The organism is Paenibacillus sp. G34 (assembly GCF_056856875.1).
On record NZ_CM166469.1, the window covers coordinates 2,165,561 to 2,186,798 of the forward strand.

A 21,238-nucleotide genomic window follows, 5' to 3' on the forward strand; every position below is an offset into this window, starting at 1 on the left:
TTTGAAGTGGTTTATTTGCTGTTTTTTCACGCTAAAAGAATAAAAAAAACCGATTAGGGAAAATATATCCTTACATTGAATGATGTGCTACTACGTTTCATGTTGAACGATAAAACTATTTTTCCAATCTAAGGAGCGTTCAGATGGCCGACGTTTTGGATTACCGAACGATGCCCTTCAGCACCGAGCTTTCGGAGAATGTGGACATTGTTCAAACGATATACAACCATTCCACCGATATCAAAACCAGAACATTTCCACTTGCGGGCAACAAAGAAGCGTTTATGTTGTTTATTGATGGCATGGTCAATGAATCGTTGCTTGATGTGCATGTATTGGCCCCGCTCCTGCAAGCGCGCGCAGACAATACACGTATTGATTTCGCATACATATGTTCCATAGTTAGCACAAGCCAGCTCACCGTCGTGACAAGCTTTGAGGATCTGTTAAACCATATCGCTAACGGTTGTGTCGCATTGCTTGTAGATCAACTGCCGTTTGGTATTGCCATTGGGGTAGCTGGCTGGCAGCAAAGGGGCATTGAGGAGCCAGCAGCGGAATCCATTATCCGTGGGCCAAGGGAAGGATTTACAGAGACACTCAGTGTAAACACTTCGATGTTGAGGCGCAAAATCAAAGACCCCTCTCTAAAATTAGATCCGTTCCAGGTCGGGCGATATACAAAGACGTCGGTCCTTGTCGCTCATATTGACGGCATCGCTAACCATGCACTAGTTGAAGAGGTTCACAGCCGCATCAAGAGAATTGATATTGACGGTGTGCTGGAAAGTGGTTATATCGAGGGATTGATCGAGGATCATCCCTATTCTCCATTCCCGCAGATTCAGGTTACAGAGCGACCGGATGTAGTCAGCGCTTCTCTCCTTGAAGGAAAAATCGGCATTATGGTGGATGGCACACCATTCTGTCTCATTGCCCCGACGACTTTCTTTGCGATGTTACAATCACCGGAAGACTATTACCAACGTTATGTCATAAGCAGTTTCATTCGCTGGCTGCGATTTTTGTTCCTGATTATTTCGCTGGTGCTGCCTTCTCTTTACGTAGCCATTTTGACATTTCATCAGGAAATGGTGCCCACCTCATTGCTGCTTAGTATCGCGAAATCACGGGAAGAGATTCCGTTTCCTGCGCTGATTGAAGCGCTACTAATGGAAGTTTCCTTTGAGGCACTACGAGAAGCAGGTGTGCGTTTGCCCAAACAGGTGGGTTCCGCTGTCAGTATCGTCGGCGCGCTTGTTATTGGACAGGCAGCGACCTCAGCTGGTCTTGTTTCTTCCCCAATGGTCATGGTGGTTGCCATTACCGGTATCGCATCTTTTTTGCTGCCACAATATAGCGCGGGTATCGCTATTCGTCTGTTACGTTTTCCGATCATGTTTCTATCAGGAATGTTTGGTCTGCTCGGTCTGATGCTTGGCGTCATCGCCATTATTATTCATCTATGTTCCTTACGATCGCTCGGTGTTCCCTATCTGCAGCCCCTTGCGCCTATGAAGTGGAGTGAAATGCTCGACAGCTTCATGGTGTCGCCAATATGGGCTAATCGCAAGAGACCAAGTTTGACAGGGCGAAAAAATGAAATTCGGCAACCCTCCAATAATCGTCCGGATCAAGGTGATGAAGGAGCCTCGCCATGAAGCGGTGGATACGTTCTATTTGTCTAGTGTTGGCTGTTTTGTTATTGTGTCTGCTGCTGGCTGGATGTTGGGATCGTAAGGAGATCAATGATCTCGCGCTTGTCACGGGTGTAGCCATTGATAAGGCAAGTGACAACGCGATTGAAGTCAGTGTTCAGATCTTTATCCCTCAAGGTTCAACACAGAGCAGTCAGTCTGGGGGAGAAGCAACGGGTGGAAGTGGCACAACGTTTGTGCAATCCGCTCAAGGTGTCAATATAGCAGATGCTCTAGCCCAATTACAGATGAAGTTTTCGCGCAAAATTTTCTGGGGGCATTCCGAAGTCTACTTATTTGGTTCAGAAAAGGTAGAGCAGGGCTTAAAGGATGATTTAGACTTCCTCATGCGGGATTCCGAGCCGCGCGAGCGCGCTTTTACTTTTGTCACCAAGGGAAAGGCCAGAGAAGTATTAGAAAAACATTCGATTCTGGAACGAAATACGTCTGAAGTTTTGCGTGAGATGGCCGTCAACAAAACGAGCATCAACTCGTCGATGGCACATTTAATGGAGATGCTGGAGGATGAGAGTAGAGCGGCTTTACTCCCTTGGGTCGAGATATTACAAGCTCCGGGACAGGATGACCCATCCAAAGGCATTGGTTACATTAACGGAACAGCGATCATGCACAACCATAAGTTGGTAGGTGTAGCGGATAACCGAATCACTCGTGGTATCTTGTGGGCTGTAGATGAGATGAATAATGCGATCATTACGATTCGTCCAGAGCACACGAAGGGGACCTTGTCGGTGCAACTATTGAGGAACAGGTCCAAGATTACACCCATGTACAAGAACGGGGAATGGTCTCTCAGAATCGATGTGGATTGCAAAAATCAGTTGATTCAGAACACAACGGAGATTAACATCGACCAGAGCAGTGATAGCTTGGCGAATATTGAAAAACAACTGGAAGAAAATATAGAAGACCGTATTCACCTGGCGATCCATGAAGCTAAAACCAAATATAAAGCGGATATCTTTAATTTTGCTGGTGCATTTCACCGTAAATATCCTGTTTTGTGGAAAAAACACGAGAAAGAATGGAGCACTATTTTCCCAGAACTCAAAATTACAGTAAATGCACAAGCCGATATTTTGCGCCCAGGCATGTTCAATACCCAGCAGAAACAATAGGGAGAGGAGGGTCTTCATGTACAAGGAAAAAATTAGTGGTAATCAGGTTTTTTGGCTGATTTCCACGATGCAGATTGGTATGACCATCCTGCTTACGATTAATCCGTCCATTGCTGTTGCCAAGCAGGATGCCTGGATTTCCATATTACTCTCCAGTATGTTTTCCGTAGGACTTGCCTATGTGCTGACACGTATAAGCATTATGTATCCCAACGAGTCTCTTATCAGCTATGCACCTAAAATTCTGGGCAAGTTTCTGGGGCATGTGATTATTCTGATCTATGTATTATATTGGTTTACAGTGCTAGGCATTATCTTGCGACAGTATGGTGATTTTATGATTGGCACCATCCTTCAATTGACGCCTGTCCTTATTCCAATCATCGGTATGGTTATTGTGGCGGTCTATGTAACGTATGCTGGTATTGAGGTGCTGGCAAGATGCAGCGAGGTACTGGGCCCTCTCATCTTGCTTGGTATTATGGTGCCCTTGCTCCTCAATATTTCACAGATTCAACTAGACAACCTGCAGCCGATTATTATGGACAATACCTTCACCGTACTGCTGAAAGGGGCATTGCCAACCGCCTCATTTCTGGGGGATAACATATTGCTCATGATGATTCTTCCTTTTGTGGCTGATCCACGAAAAGGTGTAAAGGGTGCACTTCTAGGGTCTATTGTAGCTGGTCTCTTCACCTTACTTTCAGCGATGCAATGTATCGCCATCTTTGGTTATTCTACGGCATCCAGACAAACGTATCCGTTTCTTAATCTGGTTCGTTTTATTTCCTTTGGTTTCCTGCAGAATCTCGATGCGATCGTCGTTGCGATCTGGATCATGGGGATTTTTATCAAGGTGTCTTTATATCTGTTTGCAGCATCTTACGGGACTGCCCAGTGGCTAGGGGTTAAGCGTTGGCGGAGCTTCATCTTTATCGCATCTCCAATTGCTATCATACTATCTATGTTGCCACGGAACTTTGTGGATAGCTCTATTCTTTTTCCGAAGCTTGTAGCCGTACCGTTTAACTTGCCTGTTGTTTTTATTCTACTTCCGCTGTTATTGTGGATTGTCGCAATGATTCGTAACAGGAAGAGAAGGAATCTCCGGAAGCAGCAACCTGAGGCAACAAACGGAGCAAGCTAGTGAAATGGAATAAGAGAAAAGTGGAGCCATACAAAAGTTAATGAAGACTGATAGCAGTAGCGGCAAAAAGTTTGTGAGGTGATATCAATGTAGTGCCCCTGAAATAAACATCGGGATCATGCTGAATGCTGTAGTGTATCCGATGAATAGCAGGGGATATATTGTTTTTATGAGAAATTTAAGATGTAACCTGTTCAGTTGCAGCAGGGATTATTGCTTTGCGAACAAGCCTCGGAAGTGATCTTAAGTAAAAGAAACTAACGGCGATTGTGCATATAGCCAGTGTAAGATGAAGCCATGTAACGTTGATCCACACAGGGAAGGCTAAACTGATTGTTCCGAGTGCTAGAGAATGGCCCAGCATCATAACGGGTTCGATGAGTGAATTCACACGTCCCATGTTCTGAGGCGGTACAAGTTCTGGAAGCCAGCTTCCAAGTGCAATGTTAATGGGCGCTATCGCGATTCCTGCGACTAGAATAATAACGAAATAGAGCTCTACCCGAGTTACAAGGCCTAACCCCGCCAACAGGAAGCTTGCTAAAAATAGACAAGTGATCAGAATGGGCGTTCTTGTGTAACGCCGAATTAGAATCGGACCCAAAATGCTGCCGATCAAGAAACCAATTCCCATTAAGACAGTGACAAGGGATGAATGGATAACATACTGATCCGGGCTAAGTTTGTACTTCATTGAAAAGATTGGAAGGACGGAAAAAACTCCATTAACTACACCAAAAAACATGAATCCACTAATTAAAATCAGCAGAAGTCGGTGATGTACAATATATTGAAGCCCCTGCCAGAAGTCTCTCATGACAATAGAAAATCGAAGATCTCGTACGCGATTTATTCCGTTTGGCATACGTGCCTGTTCGGGAAATTTGGCCCAAGCGAGTAGTGAACCGGACAACAGAAAACTGCATAAGTCCACGATAATAGCTCCCTCGATCCCAATGAAATGGTAAGCCGTTGCTCCCAGACTCAATCCAAAAAGCATAAATACTCCTGAAATGATCTGAATAAGTCCAGATGCGTGAACGTACTGATCTTGACCGATGCTACCCTGGAGAAGCCCCATTTCGGCCGGTCCGAAAAACTTGGAAACCGAACTGCGCAGAAACAGAATCAGAAAACACATAAACAGCACATCATAGTGAACAAAAAGAAGCAATAACAAGGTTAACAACGCTCTAATCCAGTCGCTGTAGGTAGCAATGTGTTTGCGATCAAAACGGTCTGCAACGACACCAACAATCCAGAAAACGGCCAAGGTTGGAAGTGAATACATAAGCTCTGCCATACTGGCTAAAGCCGGCTGGTTGCTGAAACGATCCACCATATAATAAGCAAACGCCATATTTCCAATGACATTTCCCAGCTGTGAAGTGAAGGTCGCCAGAAAGAGCTTCAAAAAAGTAGGGTTACGGAAAAGTTCCTTCATTTATTTTTCCTCCGAATGGTCAGCCTCTTGAATGGTCATTGGGTTTAGGATTGTTTTCAGATAAGTGATTAACGCCTCAAACTGCATCCTGGTTTTTGCCTTTTCCGTGCCGACCGTGATGGAGTGTGTCATGATACCTTCCTGAAACGATGCAACTATTCTGGAGATGTCCTTCGCGTCTATGTCAGGTGAGAACTCACCCCGATCTACGCCGATTCGAATTAAGGTTGCAAATTGGGCAATACCCGAATTATATCGCTTGGTCAGCAAGTCCCGGCGTGCCTCATCCCGTGATCCGATTAGGGCGTATTCATAGAAAGCAGACTGCAGGCCGGCATTTGGAAATCGGAGCAGGTCCTCCAATTGCTGTTCATAGAGACGCTGAATAATTTTCCAGATGGATAACGAAGAGTGGATCAATGTTTCAATGTGTTCTTTGTACCGCATATCTTGCCAATGAAGCAGTGCCTCGAAGATTTCTTCTTTACTCTGATAATACAGATAGATCCAGCCTCTGCTCATACCGGCTTCTTCAACGATATTTTTTAGCGTTGTTGCCCCATAGCCCTTTTGTTCAAATGCACGTTTGGCTGCTTCTAGAATTTGCAGATTTCGTTGTTCTTTTTGATTGTCGGATAACTTCGGAGACATCGAATCAATTCCCCCTATTCTAAAAATGAATCGTGATTTATTATAATATAAATGACACAGGGTTCATTTTACAATAGATAAAAAATAAATGGATACACTGCTGAACCTGAACTCCGTGGGACAAGTAGTCATATCTAATCTGAATTACGCCCAACGACCTGTCGTTGCAGGTCATAATGAGCATAAAATGTAATTGTAAACGCTTTAAAAATTAGTGGACAAACGCTTCAAGAGGATGATATATTGTTTCTGTAAGAAACAATATTATTCATAACGGACATAAAAAATAAGGAAAAGGATGGGAATATGATGAACATTATCGAAACAACGATGAAATCCTTTGACGGAACACAGCTTTATTTTAGCAAGAATACAGTGGAGGATGCGAAGGCAGCCGTAGTCATCGTACATGGATTGGCTGAGCATGCCAGCCGCTATGATTATTTGACAGAGAAACTGAACGGGCGTGGATTCAACGTATATCGTTTTGACCATCGGGGTCATGCGAGATCGGAAGGGCAGCGTACGTTTTATAGTGATTTTCATCATCTGATTGATGACGTCAACGCAGTAGTGGAGGTGGCACTGGAAGAGAGCGGCGATACACCACTGTATATCATTGGACATAGTATGGGCGGTTTTGCTTCATCATCATTCGGAACGAAATATCCGGGAAAAGTAAAGGGCATCGTATTGTCAGGAGCGCTTACGCGATTTAATACGAAAGTGGCTGGAGAACTGCCGATGGCTTTGCCAGCAGGCACGTATTTCCCGAATGAACTTGGCAGCGGCGTATGCAGTGTTCCTGAGGTTGTATCCGCTTATGCTAGTGACCCGCTGGTAGAAAAGCAGATTTCTGTAGATTTATTTAACAGTCTGGGGTATGGAGTAGAATGGCTGAAAGAACATGCGAAGCAATTTGTCGATCCGGTACTTGTGTTACATGGAGCGAATGATGGGCTGGTTAGCGAAAAGGATTCCCGTGACTTTTATGGAGATATCGCTTCGGCAGATAAAACACTGAAAATCTATGCACATCTCATGCATGAGATTTTTAATGAGACGGCACGGGATGAAGTGATTGAAGAAGCGATCTCATGGATTGAAAAACGAATCTGATTTCAGTAGAGTATTAGAGAGATAGAGACTCTGAAGACGAAAGGGATTACGCATGAAATTAGATTGGATGGGTGCCCATCGGGAGCTTGTTGAGAAAATTATCAAATACGGCAATGCCTACTCGAACACCTACAAGCTGCAACGAAGCTACGGAACGGATATGACCTTCTCTGCTGCTCAGATCCAGACACTCGAGTATATTCTTGAAGCAGAGGATCAGGAAGAGAAGATGTCCGAAATGGCCGCGCGTTTGGGCGTTAGCCGCAGTACCTTTTCTAAAAATGTGAAGAATTTGACTGAAAAAGGATTACTGGAAAAATATCATCTGAGTGGTAACCGCAAAGATATTTATGTCAAACCGTCAGCCAAAGGTCGAGAGGTATACACGAAGTACACCGCATTTGTTCGAGAGCTTTGTTTTGATGATATATTTAAGCTCGCAGATCAGATTACGGAAGCCGACAAAAAAAACTTTATTCGTATCATGGATCTGTTCGCTGATGTGCTCGTCTGGTACGGCGAAAAAGAGCAGGAACCACGTAAGCTCATCAAAATTGAGCCGGATGGTAAGTAGTTCACTGTGACGCAGACGTCGTAGTGAATATGTAGTTTTTGTTTTAATTACCAGAATGACGATTACGAAGTGAAAAATAATTCCCTTAAAGCTGTTTATTTGCTTTAAGGGGATTTTTTTGCGTATAGGACATTCCACAGCCCATTCCCTCCGCGGATGTCGGTCATACAGTATAAAATGCCTAATGCAGAAGTGCTGTATAACGATCAATAACGCAGGGAGTGGGATGTTTGAAAACAAACATGAAAACAAAAACAAAAACAAAAACAAAACTGACTGGACGCGTCATCTTTAAAGGAGATCCGGGCTACGAGGCAGCACGTAAAAACTGGGACCCGCATACCGACAGGTATCCTAAAGTCTTCGTTTTTGCCCAAAAAACGAAAGATGTCTCCAATGCGATCAAATGGGCTCGAGAAAATAACGTACCGATCCGGCCGCGAAGCGGGAGACATGCACTTGAGGTTAATTTGTCACAGGTGAACGGTGGGATTGTCATTGATGTCAGTGATCTGAACACCATCAAGCTGGACAAAACAAAAGGAACAGCAGTTGTGGGAGCGGGAAACCGGGTTGGAAGAATTGCACACACACTCGCACGTCAGGGATTTATTGCTCCATTTGGAGATAGCCCTACGGTCGGTATAGGCGGTATTACGCTGGGAGGAGGCATCGGTCCTCTTCAACGCACGATTGGTCTGATCAGTGATAATTTGCTGGAATTCGATATGGTGGATGCAAACGGGAAAATCATTCGTGCGAACAAAAACTGTAACGCAGATCTGTTCTGGGCATCGCAAGGTGGTGGCGGAGGCAACTTCGGGGTCTACACCCGTTACAAATTCAAAGTACGCCGTGCACCAGCGAGAGCAACAGTCTACCGAATTACCTGGCCATGGGCTCAATTCGAGAAGTTGCTCAAAGTGTGGCAAAAGTGGGCTCCATCGGTGGATACGCGGCTCGGGAGTGAACTGTCCATCGGGCCCAAAAAGGGCGGGAATGTTAGTATGGAAGGTCTGTTTCTTGGTTCCAAATCGGAGGCACTACGGCTGCTAAAACCGATGACCAGCACGGGTACACCTTCCCAGACGATCATACGGTCAGTCCCTTACACGGAAGCCGTCACTTTTCTGTTGCCGCCCGATCCAGTGCTTACCCAAAGGTACAGTAATCAATTTTCCTCCGGATTTGGCCGGAAACCGTTCCCGGATCGGGCAATCCAATCGATGCGAGAGTTTCTGGAACATGTGGAGGGTGAGTTCGCCGGATTCTTCTTCCTGAACTGGGGCGGTGCCGTTAGCCGTAAATCACCTACCTCCACAGCATTTTACTGGCGTAAAGCCAAGTTCTATGTGGAATGGAACAGTTCATGGACCAAACCGTCTCAGGCAGCAAAAAATATTGCGATTGTGCGTAACACACGCAAAAAATTACAGCCATACATCGTCGGTTCGTACATTAATGTACCAGATCAGGGAATCAAACGTTCGGGGCCTGTATACTACGGAGCGAACTATGCCCGCTTGCGCAGAGTTAAAGCTAAATATGATCCCCAAAATGTGTTTAATAACCCGCAAAGCATTCCTCCGGCACGCAGTCTAAAATGAGAGAGGATGTAAATGTAATCAAACAGTTGTAATTGAAAAACAGAGGTCATGGAAAAGGAGCCGCTTATCGCGGCTCCCGGACGCTACCCAATGTAGTTTAGCCCAGATTACAGACACGGTTATGTTTGTTGCCTAATTACTTTTTTTGGTTAGCCAGCCACTCCATCAGCGTTACGGTCTTGCCTTTAATTTTTACAGGTTTGCCATTGAAGTCTTTGGAGATGTCATTATTTAAAACAGGAATCCAGGACCAGTGCCCATTGTATTCATATGGAGCATTATCCCCGTTCCCTTTGGTGTACAGTCCGCTCATATCCAACACCTTATCAAAGTAGGAGTAATGGGCATTTTTGGCGCCTGCAGCAATCAGGCGTTTGTAGGTAGCTGTTGACGTTTTGGACGTATCCACCGTCTGATCCGCTCCTGCAGCTGTGAACCAGATCGGAGTATTTTTCAACTTGGCGATATCTTGCTTGGTTAACAAGGAATCCTCGTATGCTTCTGCGGAAGGATAAGCGGCTGCGAAGTAATCCGGGTTCGCAAGCAGCATGTTCAGAGTCATAAATCCGCCATTGGAGCAACCGCCAATGTAGATGCGATCCGTATCAATATCCGCTGCATGCTGTTTCACATATTGTTTGATCAACGCAGTTAACGATTTCGTATACATACTCTTTCCGTCTTTGGTATATTGCCCGGTTCCGTCATTCATCCAGAAAGTGGGAGTCTGGGGCACCAATACAGCGGCATCTCCAAAATACTTTTGGATGGTGTCATCGGCTAAAGCCGTTACTTTATTGCCCAGCAGGGCGATTCTTGGATCCGTTCCTCCTTCACCAGCACCATGAAGCCAGATAATCAATGGTTTTTTCTTGCTGTTTTCAGGCATATAGGAAGCATAGGTTAGATTAATTTGACCAAACTTGGCATCCTTGTAACTGAATTTGCCGGATGTATCAAACACATCAACACCTTGTTCAATCATCATGTGTGGCGTATCTGGTCTCGTGGTTAGATGCTCAATGGTATTACCTGCGCTATCCTGCAGTGATTTTTGCTGAATAATCGTATATTGAAGGTCTGCATATCGATTGGTAAAACTCTGAAGATCAAACGTAAACGGACTGCTTGTCATCAGATCTGGATGAACTTTCATTTCAATTGTAATATATTGTCCACTGGACTCGGAGATCTTCTTGCCATTTTTGTCGGAAAGGTAGGCTCTTTCTATCGATCTGCTACTGCTGTCAGAACCATCATACTTTTGCTGTGTTTGAAAATTAATCATCGGATAACTTCGTTCCGCAAGAACTTTGAACGAGTCTGTAGTAAGTGTATTTGCTTGAATAGCTATTCCTGTATCCAGAATGATTTTGTAAACACCTGGGCCCCAATCGTAACCTTTGGTCACGAGGGAGTAGGAGAGAGGAGAACGTGTGTCAGAAGAATTGTTTGCGCTTACATTAGTGGAGACGAGAAGAGTTGAAGTCAGAGCAAGAGCCAGGAAACCGGAGAGCAGTCCTTTTTTCATATTCATCAGCATATACCTCCAAATGGTTTATGTATTCAGCCTTTATCATTGTACCATTTCAGGAGGAACATGGGAAAATATATTGACTCTTTCCTGCTTCTTAGCAAGCAAAAGAACCGCCTAAAATCACCATGAGGTGAAATCCAGACGGTCCTTATTATCTGTATCAAACGTGTCGTTCCCTCATAATAAGCGAGTAAACACGTTGTATTTCATGCCATTCTTTTAATTATTATTGTTTAACCGCTTCGCCGGCAAACACTTCAACGTTCATTGGTGCTGCCATGAATGCCGCAGCTTGTTGAACAAACGCAAGGAAATGAGCACTAGAGTTGTGAGCAGCGGTTGCTGGCTCATCTTTCCACATTTCAATCATGGTATAGCTTTGTTCGCGTTCTGTGCTTTTCACCAGATCATAGCTGATATTACCTTCTTCTTGACGTGTCGCAGCGATCAGTTCTTTGGCAGCAGCCAGGAAAGCTTCTTCTTGAGCGGCTTGTACTTGCAAATGTGCGTGGATGATAATCATAGTTGTGACCTCCAAATTGTATTTTGTAAATGTATGAGTAAAAAATCAAATGCTCTTGCGAATTCTTCTTATATAGAAGTCAGTTGAGCAACTTAAAAGCAAATGTGGTTTGAGTCTAATTATGCCCAAGTTGTAATTGTATCTACAGGCAGACGGTAAGAAGGGTGTCCCTCTTTAGCGGATTTACCAATGGAAATCAGCATAACCGGTTGATAACGATCTTTGTCCATGCCAAATGTTTCTGCGATTTGATCTTTCTCATAACCACCGATTGGGTTCGTGTCATAACCGTGAGCACGTGCAGCCAGCATCAATTGCATGGAAGCCAGACCAGCATCAATCAGGTTAACGTCACGAAGAGCGGAAGCAGGCATATTGTCGTAATAAGGTTTAACCACTTTGACTTGTTGTTCGGCGATTTCTTTTGGCATAAATCCATGCTCAACAGCTTTGCCGAAAATTTCTTCCAAATACTCGCCATTCTTCATATCGATGAACACACCGATCACAGCGGCAGAAGTCAGCACTTGGTTTTGGTTGAATTTAGCAAGTGGCGCGAGCTTTTCTTTGCCTTCAGGTGTATCAACAACCAGAAAGCGCCAAGGCTGCATGTTGACGGAAGATGGGGCACGGGAAGCTTCTGCCAAAATTTCAGTCATTTCTTCCCGGCTGATTTTCACTTCGGGATCATACAATTTGACGGAACGACGACCGTACGTAATTTCGTTAAAATCATTGGTTTTTTGGAATTTGCTTTGTGTTGTAGACATGGAAATCTCTCCTCTATATATGGTTTAAAAATTGTTTTGCATACGTTCCAAGAAATCGGCGAGTGCCTGAATTTCAGCTTCACTGAAACCATCCAGGATTTGATGGATATAATTGGTTTTCTCTGTCTTGTATCCTTCAATCTGTTTGCGCCCATGATCCGTTAGACGAACAAATGTCACCCGATTATCCTCGGGATTTTTACGTCTCGTAACCATCTGGTCTGCTTCGAGTTGTTTCAGGTGGCGTGTAATTGCTGCACTGTCGATGTTAATGATCTTCTGAAGCATGGATTGGTTGATCTCATCTACCTGATCCAGCTCGTGCAGAATTTCAAAACGAGAGGAACTGATCCCGGTACAGCGTTCAAACTTGGGACTGATTTTGTTCCCCAGCACATTTAGCAGATTGATAATCTGCTCTTCTTTGGAAACCATACGTGTCATGACTAGACCTCCCGGGTGAATCCAATCAACAACGGCGTATGTTAACAAATAATTAAAGTTGCCAGTATACAATGCCATTGCTTCATGATTCTGTAGCTGCTCTTAATCGTTGATGGATCAATAGTTGATACGTCAATGATTGATGGCTCAATTAATATAACATGTCATTTATCATAATGCAACAGGTTGGAAGAAAGAAATAAATAGATTTTTTGCTTCACCTAGTCGGCAGATATTCGGAAAGCTAAACTGTCATTTGTATAGGTTATCCCTAGATGTAGGATTTAACTCTATTTGCATTTCATTGAGAATTATTATCACTTAATTTATAATTAAATGGAACGTGTAGATAACGTTAAAACCCTTCATTTGAACGAATGGCAACTGTTTTATCAATGGACATATTCTCGTTGAAAATCTAGGTCAGCAAACTGTTTAGCCATATAAGCCGACTACTAGTGAAAAACAAAAAGTAAACTTTTCATTCGGTGAGAAGCAGGGCTGCAATAAAGAAAGGGAGCTATCATGGAGACTAATGATTGGATCAAAAGAATGAAGCAGCTATATTTCTCTTCTGTACACATCTGCCATTATGCTGGCATTCCAGGTCTAATCCAACACCGGGTATGGCAAAGGTTCGCCTTATGTAGAATAACTGATGGCAGAGGGACTTTGACAATCGACAACGTAATGCATACGGTGTCCCGTGACGATTGTTTTATACTTAGCCCAGGCATGCATTTGGAATTACAACCGGATATGAAGACCCCTGTTCGATATCAGCTTATCTTATTTTCCGGTGTGGGACTTGTTCGAAAACATCATGTGTGGCAAACCGAGACATTTGATTTTCCTGTTACGGGCAAGCTCCAAATTTCTTCCAATAGGCGAGATATTCAAGAGATGATGGATCAATTAGTCTATAAAAACCACACTGCATCCGGGTTGGAGAGCAGCGCCTCCAAAAAACATCTTTTACACCAGTTGTTGATTCGGTTGTTAACTTGTGTGGAAGCAATGGCTAAACCTCAGGCAGGAATGGATCTGGCAATGGATTATATGTCGCACCATTATATGAAGGAAATGCGGATGGATGAAATGGCTCAAGTGGCGGGACTAAGTGTGAATCATTTTATAAGAACATTCAAACGTCAATTTGGGATGACACCGATGGAGTATATCCTGAAACAACGCATGGCAAAGGCCAAGCAACTTTTGTTTTCTAGAGACAAAATCAAGGTAATCGCGGAGCAGGTTGGATACAGGGACGAACACTATTTCAGCAAGGTGTTTAAGAAAAGTGAAGGTGTGGCTCCAACATTTTATATGAAAAACAAAGTCAGCCGTATTGCAACATTGTATTACGGACTGGATGATGTTGTTTTAACACTTGGATTGAAGCCTGTGTCTGCTTTATCTTATGTGCGGAGAGTGGCTACTCCTGTCCTTATGTCTACCCCCCAAGCCAATCCTTCGCAAGGACTTATCCTGGACAGTTTGAGTCAGAACTATGAGAAGTTGAGGAGATTGCAGCCAGATTTGATCATTACAAGTGATCGTATGGAGCCGAATGAATCCCTGCATCATATTGCTCCTACAGCTATCCTTAAACACACCAATCAAGTTGGCGAAAGTCTGATGTACATGGCCGATATTATGGGACGCAATGAGCACGCTATTCGTTGGATTGAACAGCATGCAGAATTAAGCCTGGATCTTCAAGCGCGTATTCAATCGAAATGGGGGAATCAGACGGCCATGTTTATTCGCGTTTCCTCGGGGTTTGTTCGAATATATGGCTCCGACAATCAGACTGGCGCGTTGTTGTATGATGATCTGGGATTTCAGATGCCCCGGCACTACCCTATTAAGCAGTGGGCAGTGGAGCTGAACATCAATGATGTTCAGCTATACAACGCGGATCATCTAATTATTATGGTGGATCCAACGGAAGAAGCACGTATTCAATTACAATGTTTACAGAAGGCGGATGGGTGGCTGGCATCCAAAGCTGTACAAGAAGGACACGTTTATGATGCAGCGGATATTTTCTTCAAAACGCTGGGTCCGACGGGACGTTTGGCGGCGATGCGATATGTCGCGGAGCAGCTTGGTGTTACTGTAGGGTGATATTTTGCAACCGAAAAGAGTGAAATAATCTATGGAAAGCTCGTACGCTTTTCCCTACCATAATGATAATGATTATTATTATTAAGTGGAGAAGGGGAATGACAACGAATGACAAGACAGAAAACAGCCTATATGATTCTGTTGTCTCTGCTCGTGCTCGTTCTGGCGGCATGTGGCAAGACAACTACTGAAGCTACAGATGGAACATCTCCGAAACAGGACACAGCGGCAGAAGAGAAGGGTACACAAAATGTTAAACACTTGAAAGGAACTTCGGTTGTACCACAAAAAATTGAGCGTATGGTTGTGTTGTCTGCAGCTTATATTGATCACATGCTCACGATTGGAGAAAAACCTGCAGGCGTCAACGTAGAAATTCGCTACGGAGGTGATTACTTGCCTTATCTGGCAGATCAGCTTCAGGGGGTTCCAACGGTAGGCTCGGCAGATAGTCCCAACCTTGAAGCCATCGTCCAGATTGATCCGGATGTGATTGTAATAGAAAGTCGAACAGCCGAAAATTCATATGATCAATTGGAGAAAATTGCCCCTACAATTGTATTGGGTAACGATTGGACGGACTACACAGATGATACAACGTATTGGACTCAGGATCTGCTGACCATTGCTGGAATGTACAATAAGGTTGATCTGGCCAAAGAAAAAATTGCGGAGGTAGAGCAACAAGCCAATCAACTTAAAGTTAAAATCGAACAATTGGATGAGAAAAAACTGGCTTATCTGCGAGTAAGGGAGAAGAACTTGCAGATTTATGCGGCAAAAGGTCACCCGACTAATACACTCTTGTATCATGATCTGGGGTTTGAACCTTCTGCTATGACACCTGCTGACCAACGTGAGGATCTTTCCATGGAAAAAATATCGGATATTGATGCGAGTTTTATTGTGCTTGAAGTTGATCCAAATGCCCAGGACTATTCAAGCAAGATGAAAGAGAGTGCACTTTGGAAGAGCGTTCCGGCGGTTGGAGCAAATCAAGTCTATCAAACCGACTCCTTCTGGTTGTTTAAAGGATGGGGAGCTATGGGACGAAGTGAAATAATAAAAGAAATCAAAGATATGATTCAATAGATGGTACGTTATTCAGAGCATGACGATACAGAGATGGTAGCCGTTCTGGACACTTCTTTTGTGACGAGCGTTCGTGGAGACGATGAGACTTTCCAATATGCGTTTGGTGTCAGAGATTTGTTATATGAGCAGAAAAGAGATCTGATACTGCGAGAACAAGCGATCCAACAAGGACTGGAACTTGGTGGTCAGGGAAGTGTAGCAGTGGGTACCCTTTTCGCGAAACGATATTCCGTATGGGTTATGGGTGTAATCGCAGCTTGCAGTCTATACGATACTCTTCTGAACATTGAGGATGATGTTATCCGATTTGAATTGAATGGCACAGGCGGTATGCGCTATGAGACCCGCTTGGAAAGAAGGCTAGATATTGGTCCGCAGTTGGGGATTGGAACAAAAGCAGCTCCATCTAGTGGGGTTCTGGCTCAGCGGAGGACGGAAATTAGTGTGCTACGGGACAGTATACAGCTGCACTTGAGGCGTATTTTCCAATCGGTTGCTACGGCAACGGGAGCAAGTATGAAGGTTATGAATGCGCTGGTTGCTCATAATGTGCAAGAATTGCTTACACGAATGATCGAAGATCACGCAATATGGAAGACAGATAAACGGCTTGCACTCATTCAGGATGATGCAGACATATGGTTAGAGGAATCCAATCATAATACATTCTTCGCTAAACTACAGCGTTTTGAACATCCGGACTGGCAGGGACCGCCGCTTCTGATCCGTCGATATTGCTGTCTGGCTTATCAAGTAGGTAGCGGAAGTTCCACCCATGGCTATTGCAACACTTGTCCAAAATTAGATTCAAAAACGCGACAGCGGATGCTTTTGAAATCGTGATTATTAAGACGTGTTTCGTAAAAAAACAGTTACGGTCGGTGTATTTACTCTCCGAAGGTAGCTGTTTTTTCGCGTCAGAGAGAGTTGTTCCGCTTCTCATCACAGTGATCCTCTTTAGTATGAAGAAACAAGTATACCCATCTTTTTTAGGTTGAATAACAATTACGTTTCTGTTAGCTTCCCCTGATGGAATTCAACTCATATAATAACCCTAATTATATTCGGATATTGTAATGTAGCCTAGAGATGATCATGCACGATGCAACAAAGCTTGTTCCTGGACAGATCATGAAAGGGTTGATGAAGCATGGGCCTCGAAGCTTTGAATGAACGTGTGGAGCGTGATTTAGCGTATTTATGTTTTGGAGGTACCAACTGGCTTCGTGCAAGAGACCATGCAGAAGGGCATGTGTATGATGTTGTTATTGTAGGCGGAGGGCAGAGCGGCCTTGGGGCTGCATTTGGGCTTTTGCGCGAACGGATCTCGAATATTCTGGTCATCGACGAAAATGTGGCTGGACAAGAAGGGCCATGGGAAACTTATGCACGTATGGTAACACTTCGGACACCAAAACACCTGACTTCCATTGACTTAGGCATACCCTCTCTGACGTTTCGTTCATGGTGGGAGGCACAAGCGGGTGTTGAGGGTTGGGAAAAAATCGATAAAATTCCGCGTCGGGATTGGATGAGCTATTTGCGTTGGTACCGGGAAGTGCTAAATCTGCCTGTACAAAACGAAACCAAGTTAAAGTTGATTGAACCCGGGCAGGATGGAATCCATCGTCTGCATGTCATCGAAAACGGAATTCGTGAAAAACATATTTTGGCTCGGAAAGTTGTGCTTGCCACCGGTATTCAAGGAGGCGGGGAATGGCATGTACCCCCGCTAATCTCAGATCATCTGCCGCGAGAGTTGTATGCCCATACTTCGGAAATGATTGATTTTGAACGGTTAAAAGGAAAAAAGGTTGCAGTGCTCGGGGGCGGGGCCTCGGCCTTTGATAATGCGAATCACGCGCTTGCTTCAGGTGTGGCTGAAGCTCATGTTTTTGTAAGGCGTGCACAGTTGCCACAAGTGAATCCGATTCGCCAAATGGAACAATCCGGCATGATCGAACGGTTTCATGCCTTGCCTATTGCTGACAAGTATCAGGTGATTTCTCACTTTTTCCAATTCAATCAGCCGCCTACCAATGATACATTTAACCGGGCTGCTTCCTGGCCTGGATTCGAGTTACATCTGAACTCTCCATGGCTTGGTGCTGAAGCTACGGATCAAGGAGCACAGATACAAACCGCGCATGGCGTGTATACATTTGATTTTCTTGTTATCAGTACAGGCCTGCTCAGCGACCCAGCACTTCGCCCTGAACTTCATCTTGTGGAGCAGTATATTGCTCGCTGGCAAGATTGCTACGAAGCCCCACCGGAATATCGTAACGTGCTGCTCGATGCACACCCCTATCTGAGTCCCGGCTTTGCAATGACCAGTACAAGTGAACAGGGTAAGGCGCTATTGCATGGATTGTTTGTATTCAATTATTCTGCCCTGGCTAGCTGTGGTTTGTCAGCTTCAGCGATTTCGGGAACAAAGAGCGCCATTCCCAAACTGGTTTCAGGCATAGCGGACCAATTGTTTCTAGATGATCGGGAAGAGACACTTCGTAGGTTTTATAATTACAATGATCCGGAATTCACAGAGACGTGGACGAATCGTGGTGTTCTTGGCTGAGACACTGACTTTCTAGATTTCAATCCCAGAATACAATCATAAGTACAGTCATAGATGAGTCATAAATTCAATCATAATATGTATTTCGTGCAGCTCCCGACGCTGCGCGTTTTTTTGTATTTTCACACTGTGACTTACACTCGGTGTCGATTTATTGTAAAATGTCGTTTGGAACATGTTAAAGGCAGGGATAAGAAATGGAACAAAAGAAACAAATCAAACAAATGAACTATGAGCAATTCAGGGCTCATGTCAAAAAGACATCACGTGTACGCAATGTACCTCTAACCAAAATTGTAGCTTTTCAAGAGAAGTTTATGAAAATTGAGGAAGTACAGTTCTATGATGTAGAGCAAAATTATATGAGTGTGCAAGCCTGTAACACGTTGTGGATGAATCTCGAGAACAAATCATTCCGTAATATGGTCTCTCAACCATTACAGGTCTTTCGGCAGATGCCCAATCTTGGGCGACTTTCTTTCGAGAATCTGATCCGGGAATTATATGATACGGCGGTACCCATCTTAATTGATTATGATCCAGATGAATATTACACCTTAGAACAGTTAATTGAGATACTGGCAACGGATGAGGAGAAGCTGATCGAGCAACTGGAGATGGGAAGATTCAAGGGCGCTTTTATTAATGAAGAAGGTAAATGGCTCAAACCCAAGCCGGAAGTGGGAAGCACGGAGTTATTGTAGAAATAATCCGTATGTACTAGAACGTCAAAATCCTGCAGCACTGCCACCAGAAGCGGCGGTGTTGCAGGATTTTTAATGAGAAGCCCTAATGAGCACGACGAACTACAAATCCATCTCTGTAACAATTGGGAGATCCGGGTATCGATAAGACACGCTGGCCCTGAATCAGGATTCCTTTATCTTTGGTACAGAAGGCAGGAGGGCGGCCGTTCAGACGACAGTTACTGAAAGCAACTGGACTAAGACGAGACATCAGCAGAAATCCGCCTACACTTGGACATTAAAATCAGTCGAATGATGAAAGTTTTTGAAGGTTTTTAAATTATTTTGAATGAAAATGGTTGTTTTTTACGGAATTTATGATACTATAGAAGCAGTTGGAGGAATGCATATGCTGACTGAAGAACGATATGCTGCAATTGTAGAGCGCTTACATTTACAGGGAATTGTGAAGTTGCAGGAGCTTGTTGATGTGTTGGGTGTTTCTGAATCCACGATTAGAAGAGATTTGATTGATCTGGAAAGTCGTCAGATGCTCAAACGTATTCATGGTGGTGCTTCACTGGTGAATGAAAAGTCATTAGAACCAGGTATGGAGGAGAAAACGTTCAAAAACATTCAACAAAAGACAGTGATTGCCAAGTTGGCAGCACAGGAGATCCAAAATGGTGAATGCATATACTTGGATGCAGGCACTACAACCTTGGCTATGATCCCTTTTATAGAAGCCAGGGATGTAACGGTGGTCACCAATGGACTCTCCCATGTAGAGGCGCTGGTAAGCAAACGAATTCGCAGTTACTTGCTGGGCGGTATGATGAAAATTCATACCAAAGCGGTGATCGGCAGCATTGCGCTGCAGAACATGGACAATTTCCGGTTTGACAAGTGTTTTCTGGGAAGTAACGGAGTAGATCCTGAAATGGGGTATACAACGCCTGATCCGGAGGAAGCCTTGATTAAGAGGCGTGCACATCAATTGTCAGGGAAATCTTATGTGCTGGCTGATTCCAGCAAAATTGGGGATATTACTTTTGCCAAATTGTTTGATTTGGAGGAGGCCGATCTGATTACGGAGCGAATGCCAGAACATTGGCGGACGGTAATCACCCAGAAAACTAAAATAATTGAGGGATAGCGATGATATATACGATTACACTCAACCCGTCCATCGATTACATCGTTGAAGTGGACGATCTGAACCTTGGCGGATTAAACCGCATGAATCGGGATTTGAAACTACCAGGCGGTAAAGGCATTAACGTTTCGCGAATTTTGAATCAACTCGGAGCTGCAAATACAGCTATTGGATTTTTGGGTGGATTCACGGGACGTTTTATTAATGACAAGTTGCAGGAAGACAAGATTCAAACGGATTTTGTAACCATTGCAGATGATACTCGCATCAACATCAAGCTAAAACACGGAGACGAAACTGAAATCAACGGACTCGGTCCATCGATTCGTGCAGAAGAGGCTGAGCAATTATTGAATAAACTGTCCTCTTTGCAAAAAGGAGATATCGTCATCCTCTCTGGCAGCGTTCCGCCATCTCTTGGTTCTGATTTCTATGATCGTTTGATTCATGTATGCAAGCAGACAGAAGCCGAGTTTGTTATTGATACGACAGGGCCTGCATTAATGGAAGCACTTGCTCATCAGCCACTGCTGGTGAAGCCGAACCATCATGAACTAGCTGAATTGTTTGGCGTAACCATCGAAACGCGTGAAGAACTGGTATTTTACGGGCGTAAATTGCTTGAAGCTGGTGCGAAACATGTGTTGATCTCCATGGCGGGAGAAGGGGCATTGTTCATCACGCAGACAAAGGTTTATCATGCAACGGTACCTAAAGGTACGGTTAAAAATTCAGTTGGTGCTGGCGATTCCATGATTGGCGGATTTGTAGGCACGTACGTGCTGCAAGGAGACTTGCTTGAAGCATTCCAGACGGGAGTGGCTTCAGGAAGTGCGACAGCTTTCTCGGATGACCTCGCTACACGTGAATTTATTGAACAATTGCGTAATCAGGTTACGATTACAACGCTTTAAGAAGCAAGAAGAACGAAGTGAATT

The 21,238-nt window shown here is 44.2% G+C and carries 19 protein-coding genes; 13 read left to right on the top strand and 6 right to left on the bottom strand.

The genetic code is table 11. The annotated features are described in order from the left end of the window. Positions 1-143 precede the first annotated feature (143 nt). Genes AC1VYS_RS09890 through AC1VYS_RS09900 form a run of 3 tightly spaced genes read left to right on the top strand, consistent with a single transcriptional unit; the run spans position 144 to position 3,986 of the window. Positions 144-1,661: a spore germination protein gene (locus AC1VYS_RS09890; protein ID WP_482914093.1), complete on the top strand. Its 1,518-nt coding sequence runs from the start codon at positions 144-146 to the stop codon at positions 1,659-1,661. Further along, on the top strand, positions 1,658-2,836 hold the full coding sequence (locus AC1VYS_RS09895; protein WP_482914094.1) for a Ger(x)C family spore germination protein: 1,179 nt from the start codon (positions 1,658-1,660) through the stop codon (positions 2,834-2,836). The genes AC1VYS_RS09890 and AC1VYS_RS09895 overlap by 4 nt, the downstream gene beginning before the upstream one ends. 16 nt (positions 2,837-2,852) lie before the next feature. Further along, on the top strand, positions 2,853-3,986 hold the full coding sequence (locus AC1VYS_RS09900; protein WP_482914095.1) for a GerAB/ArcD/ProY family transporter: 1,134 nt from the start codon (positions 2,853-2,855) through the stop codon (positions 3,984-3,986). 178 nt (positions 3,987-4,164) lie between these two features. On the opposite strand, the gene AC1VYS_RS09905 is transcribed toward AC1VYS_RS09900, so the two are convergent. Together AC1VYS_RS09905 and AC1VYS_RS09910 are read right to left on the bottom strand one after the other, a co-directional pair. Beyond that, positions 4,165-5,430: an MFS transporter gene (locus AC1VYS_RS09905; protein WP_482914096.1), complete on the bottom strand. Its 1,266-nt coding sequence runs from the start codon at positions 5,428-5,430 to the stop codon at positions 4,165-4,167. Continuing rightward, positions 5,431-6,081, bottom strand: coding sequence for a TetR/AcrR family transcriptional regulator (locus AC1VYS_RS09910; RefSeq protein WP_482914097.1), 651 nt, complete (start codon positions 6,079-6,081; stop codon positions 5,431-5,433). 309 nt (positions 6,082-6,390) lie between these two features. On the opposite strand from AC1VYS_RS09910, the gene AC1VYS_RS09915 reads away from it, so the two are divergent. The 3 genes from AC1VYS_RS09915 (at position 6,391) to AC1VYS_RS09925 (ending at position 9,381) form a co-directional block, all read left to right on the top strand. Continuing rightward, complete coding sequence (locus AC1VYS_RS09915) at positions 6,391-7,200, top strand: lysophospholipase (protein ID WP_482914098.1); 810 nt, start codon at positions 6,391-6,393, stop codon at positions 7,198-7,200. 52 nt (positions 7,201-7,252) lie between these two features. Further along, the gene (locus AC1VYS_RS09920; protein ID WP_482914099.1) at positions 7,253-7,774 is read left to right on the top strand and encodes a MarR family winged helix-turn-helix transcriptional regulator; all 522 of its coding nucleotides are present in this window, start codon (positions 7,253-7,255) and stop codon (positions 7,772-7,774) included. Between the two features lie 242 nt (positions 7,775-8,016). Further along, on the top strand, positions 8,017-9,381 hold the full coding sequence (locus tag AC1VYS_RS09925) for an FAD-binding oxidoreductase (protein ID WP_482914100.1): 1,365 nt from the start codon (positions 8,017-8,019) through the stop codon (positions 9,379-9,381). A 136-nt stretch (positions 9,382-9,517) separates the two neighbouring features. Here the strand turns inward: AC1VYS_RS09925 and AC1VYS_RS09930 are convergent, their stop codons facing one another. The 4 genes from AC1VYS_RS09930 to AC1VYS_RS09945 form a co-directional block, all read right to left on the bottom strand. Further along, positions 9,518-10,918, bottom strand: a complete 1,401-nt coding sequence (locus tag AC1VYS_RS09930; RefSeq protein WP_482914101.1) for a prolyl oligopeptidase family serine peptidase — start codon at positions 10,916-10,918, stop codon at positions 9,518-9,520. A 226-nt stretch (positions 10,919-11,144) separates the two neighbouring features. Beyond that, positions 11,145-11,441 carry a putative quinol monooxygenase gene (locus AC1VYS_RS09935; protein ID WP_482914102.1) on the bottom strand — a complete coding sequence of 99 codons (297 nt, stop codon included), beginning with the start codon at positions 11,439-11,441 and terminating at the stop codon, positions 11,145-11,147. Positions 11,442-11,560: 119 nt separating this feature from the next. Then, positions 11,561-12,211 (bottom strand): nitroreductase family protein, encoded by a 651-nt coding sequence (locus AC1VYS_RS09940; protein WP_482914103.1) that lies wholly within the window; start codon positions 12,209-12,211, stop codon positions 11,561-11,563. A gap of 24 nt (positions 12,212-12,235) precedes the next feature. Next, entirely contained in the window at positions 12,236-12,655 is a 420-nt protein-coding gene (locus AC1VYS_RS09945; RefSeq protein WP_441925528.1) for a MarR family winged helix-turn-helix transcriptional regulator, read from the bottom strand. A gap of 525 nt (positions 12,656-13,180) precedes the next feature. On the opposite strand from AC1VYS_RS09945, the gene AC1VYS_RS09950 reads away from it, so the two are divergent. The 7 genes from AC1VYS_RS09950 (at position 13,181) to pfkB (ending at position 21,214) form a co-directional block, all read left to right on the top strand. Then, a complete protein-coding gene (locus AC1VYS_RS09950) occupies positions 13,181-14,785 on the top strand; it encodes an AraC family transcriptional regulator (protein WP_482934508.1) in 1,605 nt (534 codons plus the stop codon). 108 nt (positions 14,786-14,893) lie between these two features. Continuing rightward, complete coding sequence (locus AC1VYS_RS09955) at positions 14,894-15,877, top strand: ABC transporter substrate-binding protein (RefSeq protein ID WP_482914104.1); 984 nt, start codon at positions 14,894-14,896, stop codon at positions 15,875-15,877. Next, positions 15,878-16,723 carry a hypothetical protein gene (locus tag AC1VYS_RS09960; RefSeq protein WP_482914105.1) on the top strand — a complete coding sequence of 282 codons (846 nt, stop codon included), beginning with the start codon at positions 15,878-15,880 and terminating at the stop codon, positions 16,721-16,723. It abuts the gene before it with no gap. 307 nt (positions 16,724-17,030) lie between these two features. Next, positions 17,031-18,458 carry an NAD(P)-binding domain-containing protein gene (locus AC1VYS_RS09965; RefSeq protein WP_482914106.1) on the top strand — a complete coding sequence of 476 codons (1,428 nt, stop codon included), beginning with the start codon at positions 17,031-17,033 and terminating at the stop codon, positions 18,456-18,458. Between the two features lie 197 nt (positions 18,459-18,655). Further along, on the top strand, positions 18,656-19,162 hold the full coding sequence (locus AC1VYS_RS09970; protein WP_482914107.1) for a hypothetical protein: 507 nt from the start codon (positions 18,656-18,658) through the stop codon (positions 19,160-19,162). A 391-nt stretch (positions 19,163-19,553) separates the two neighbouring features. Beyond that, positions 19,554-20,300: a DeoR/GlpR family DNA-binding transcription regulator gene (locus AC1VYS_RS09975; RefSeq protein ID WP_482914108.1), complete on the top strand. Its 747-nt coding sequence runs from the start codon at positions 19,554-19,556 to the stop codon at positions 20,298-20,300. A gap of 2 nt (positions 20,301-20,302) precedes the next feature. Then, positions 20,303-21,214, top strand: coding sequence for a 1-phosphofructokinase (pfkB, locus tag AC1VYS_RS09980; protein ID WP_482914109.1), 912 nt, complete (start codon positions 20,303-20,305; stop codon positions 21,212-21,214). Positions 21,215-21,238: the final 24 nt, after the last annotated feature.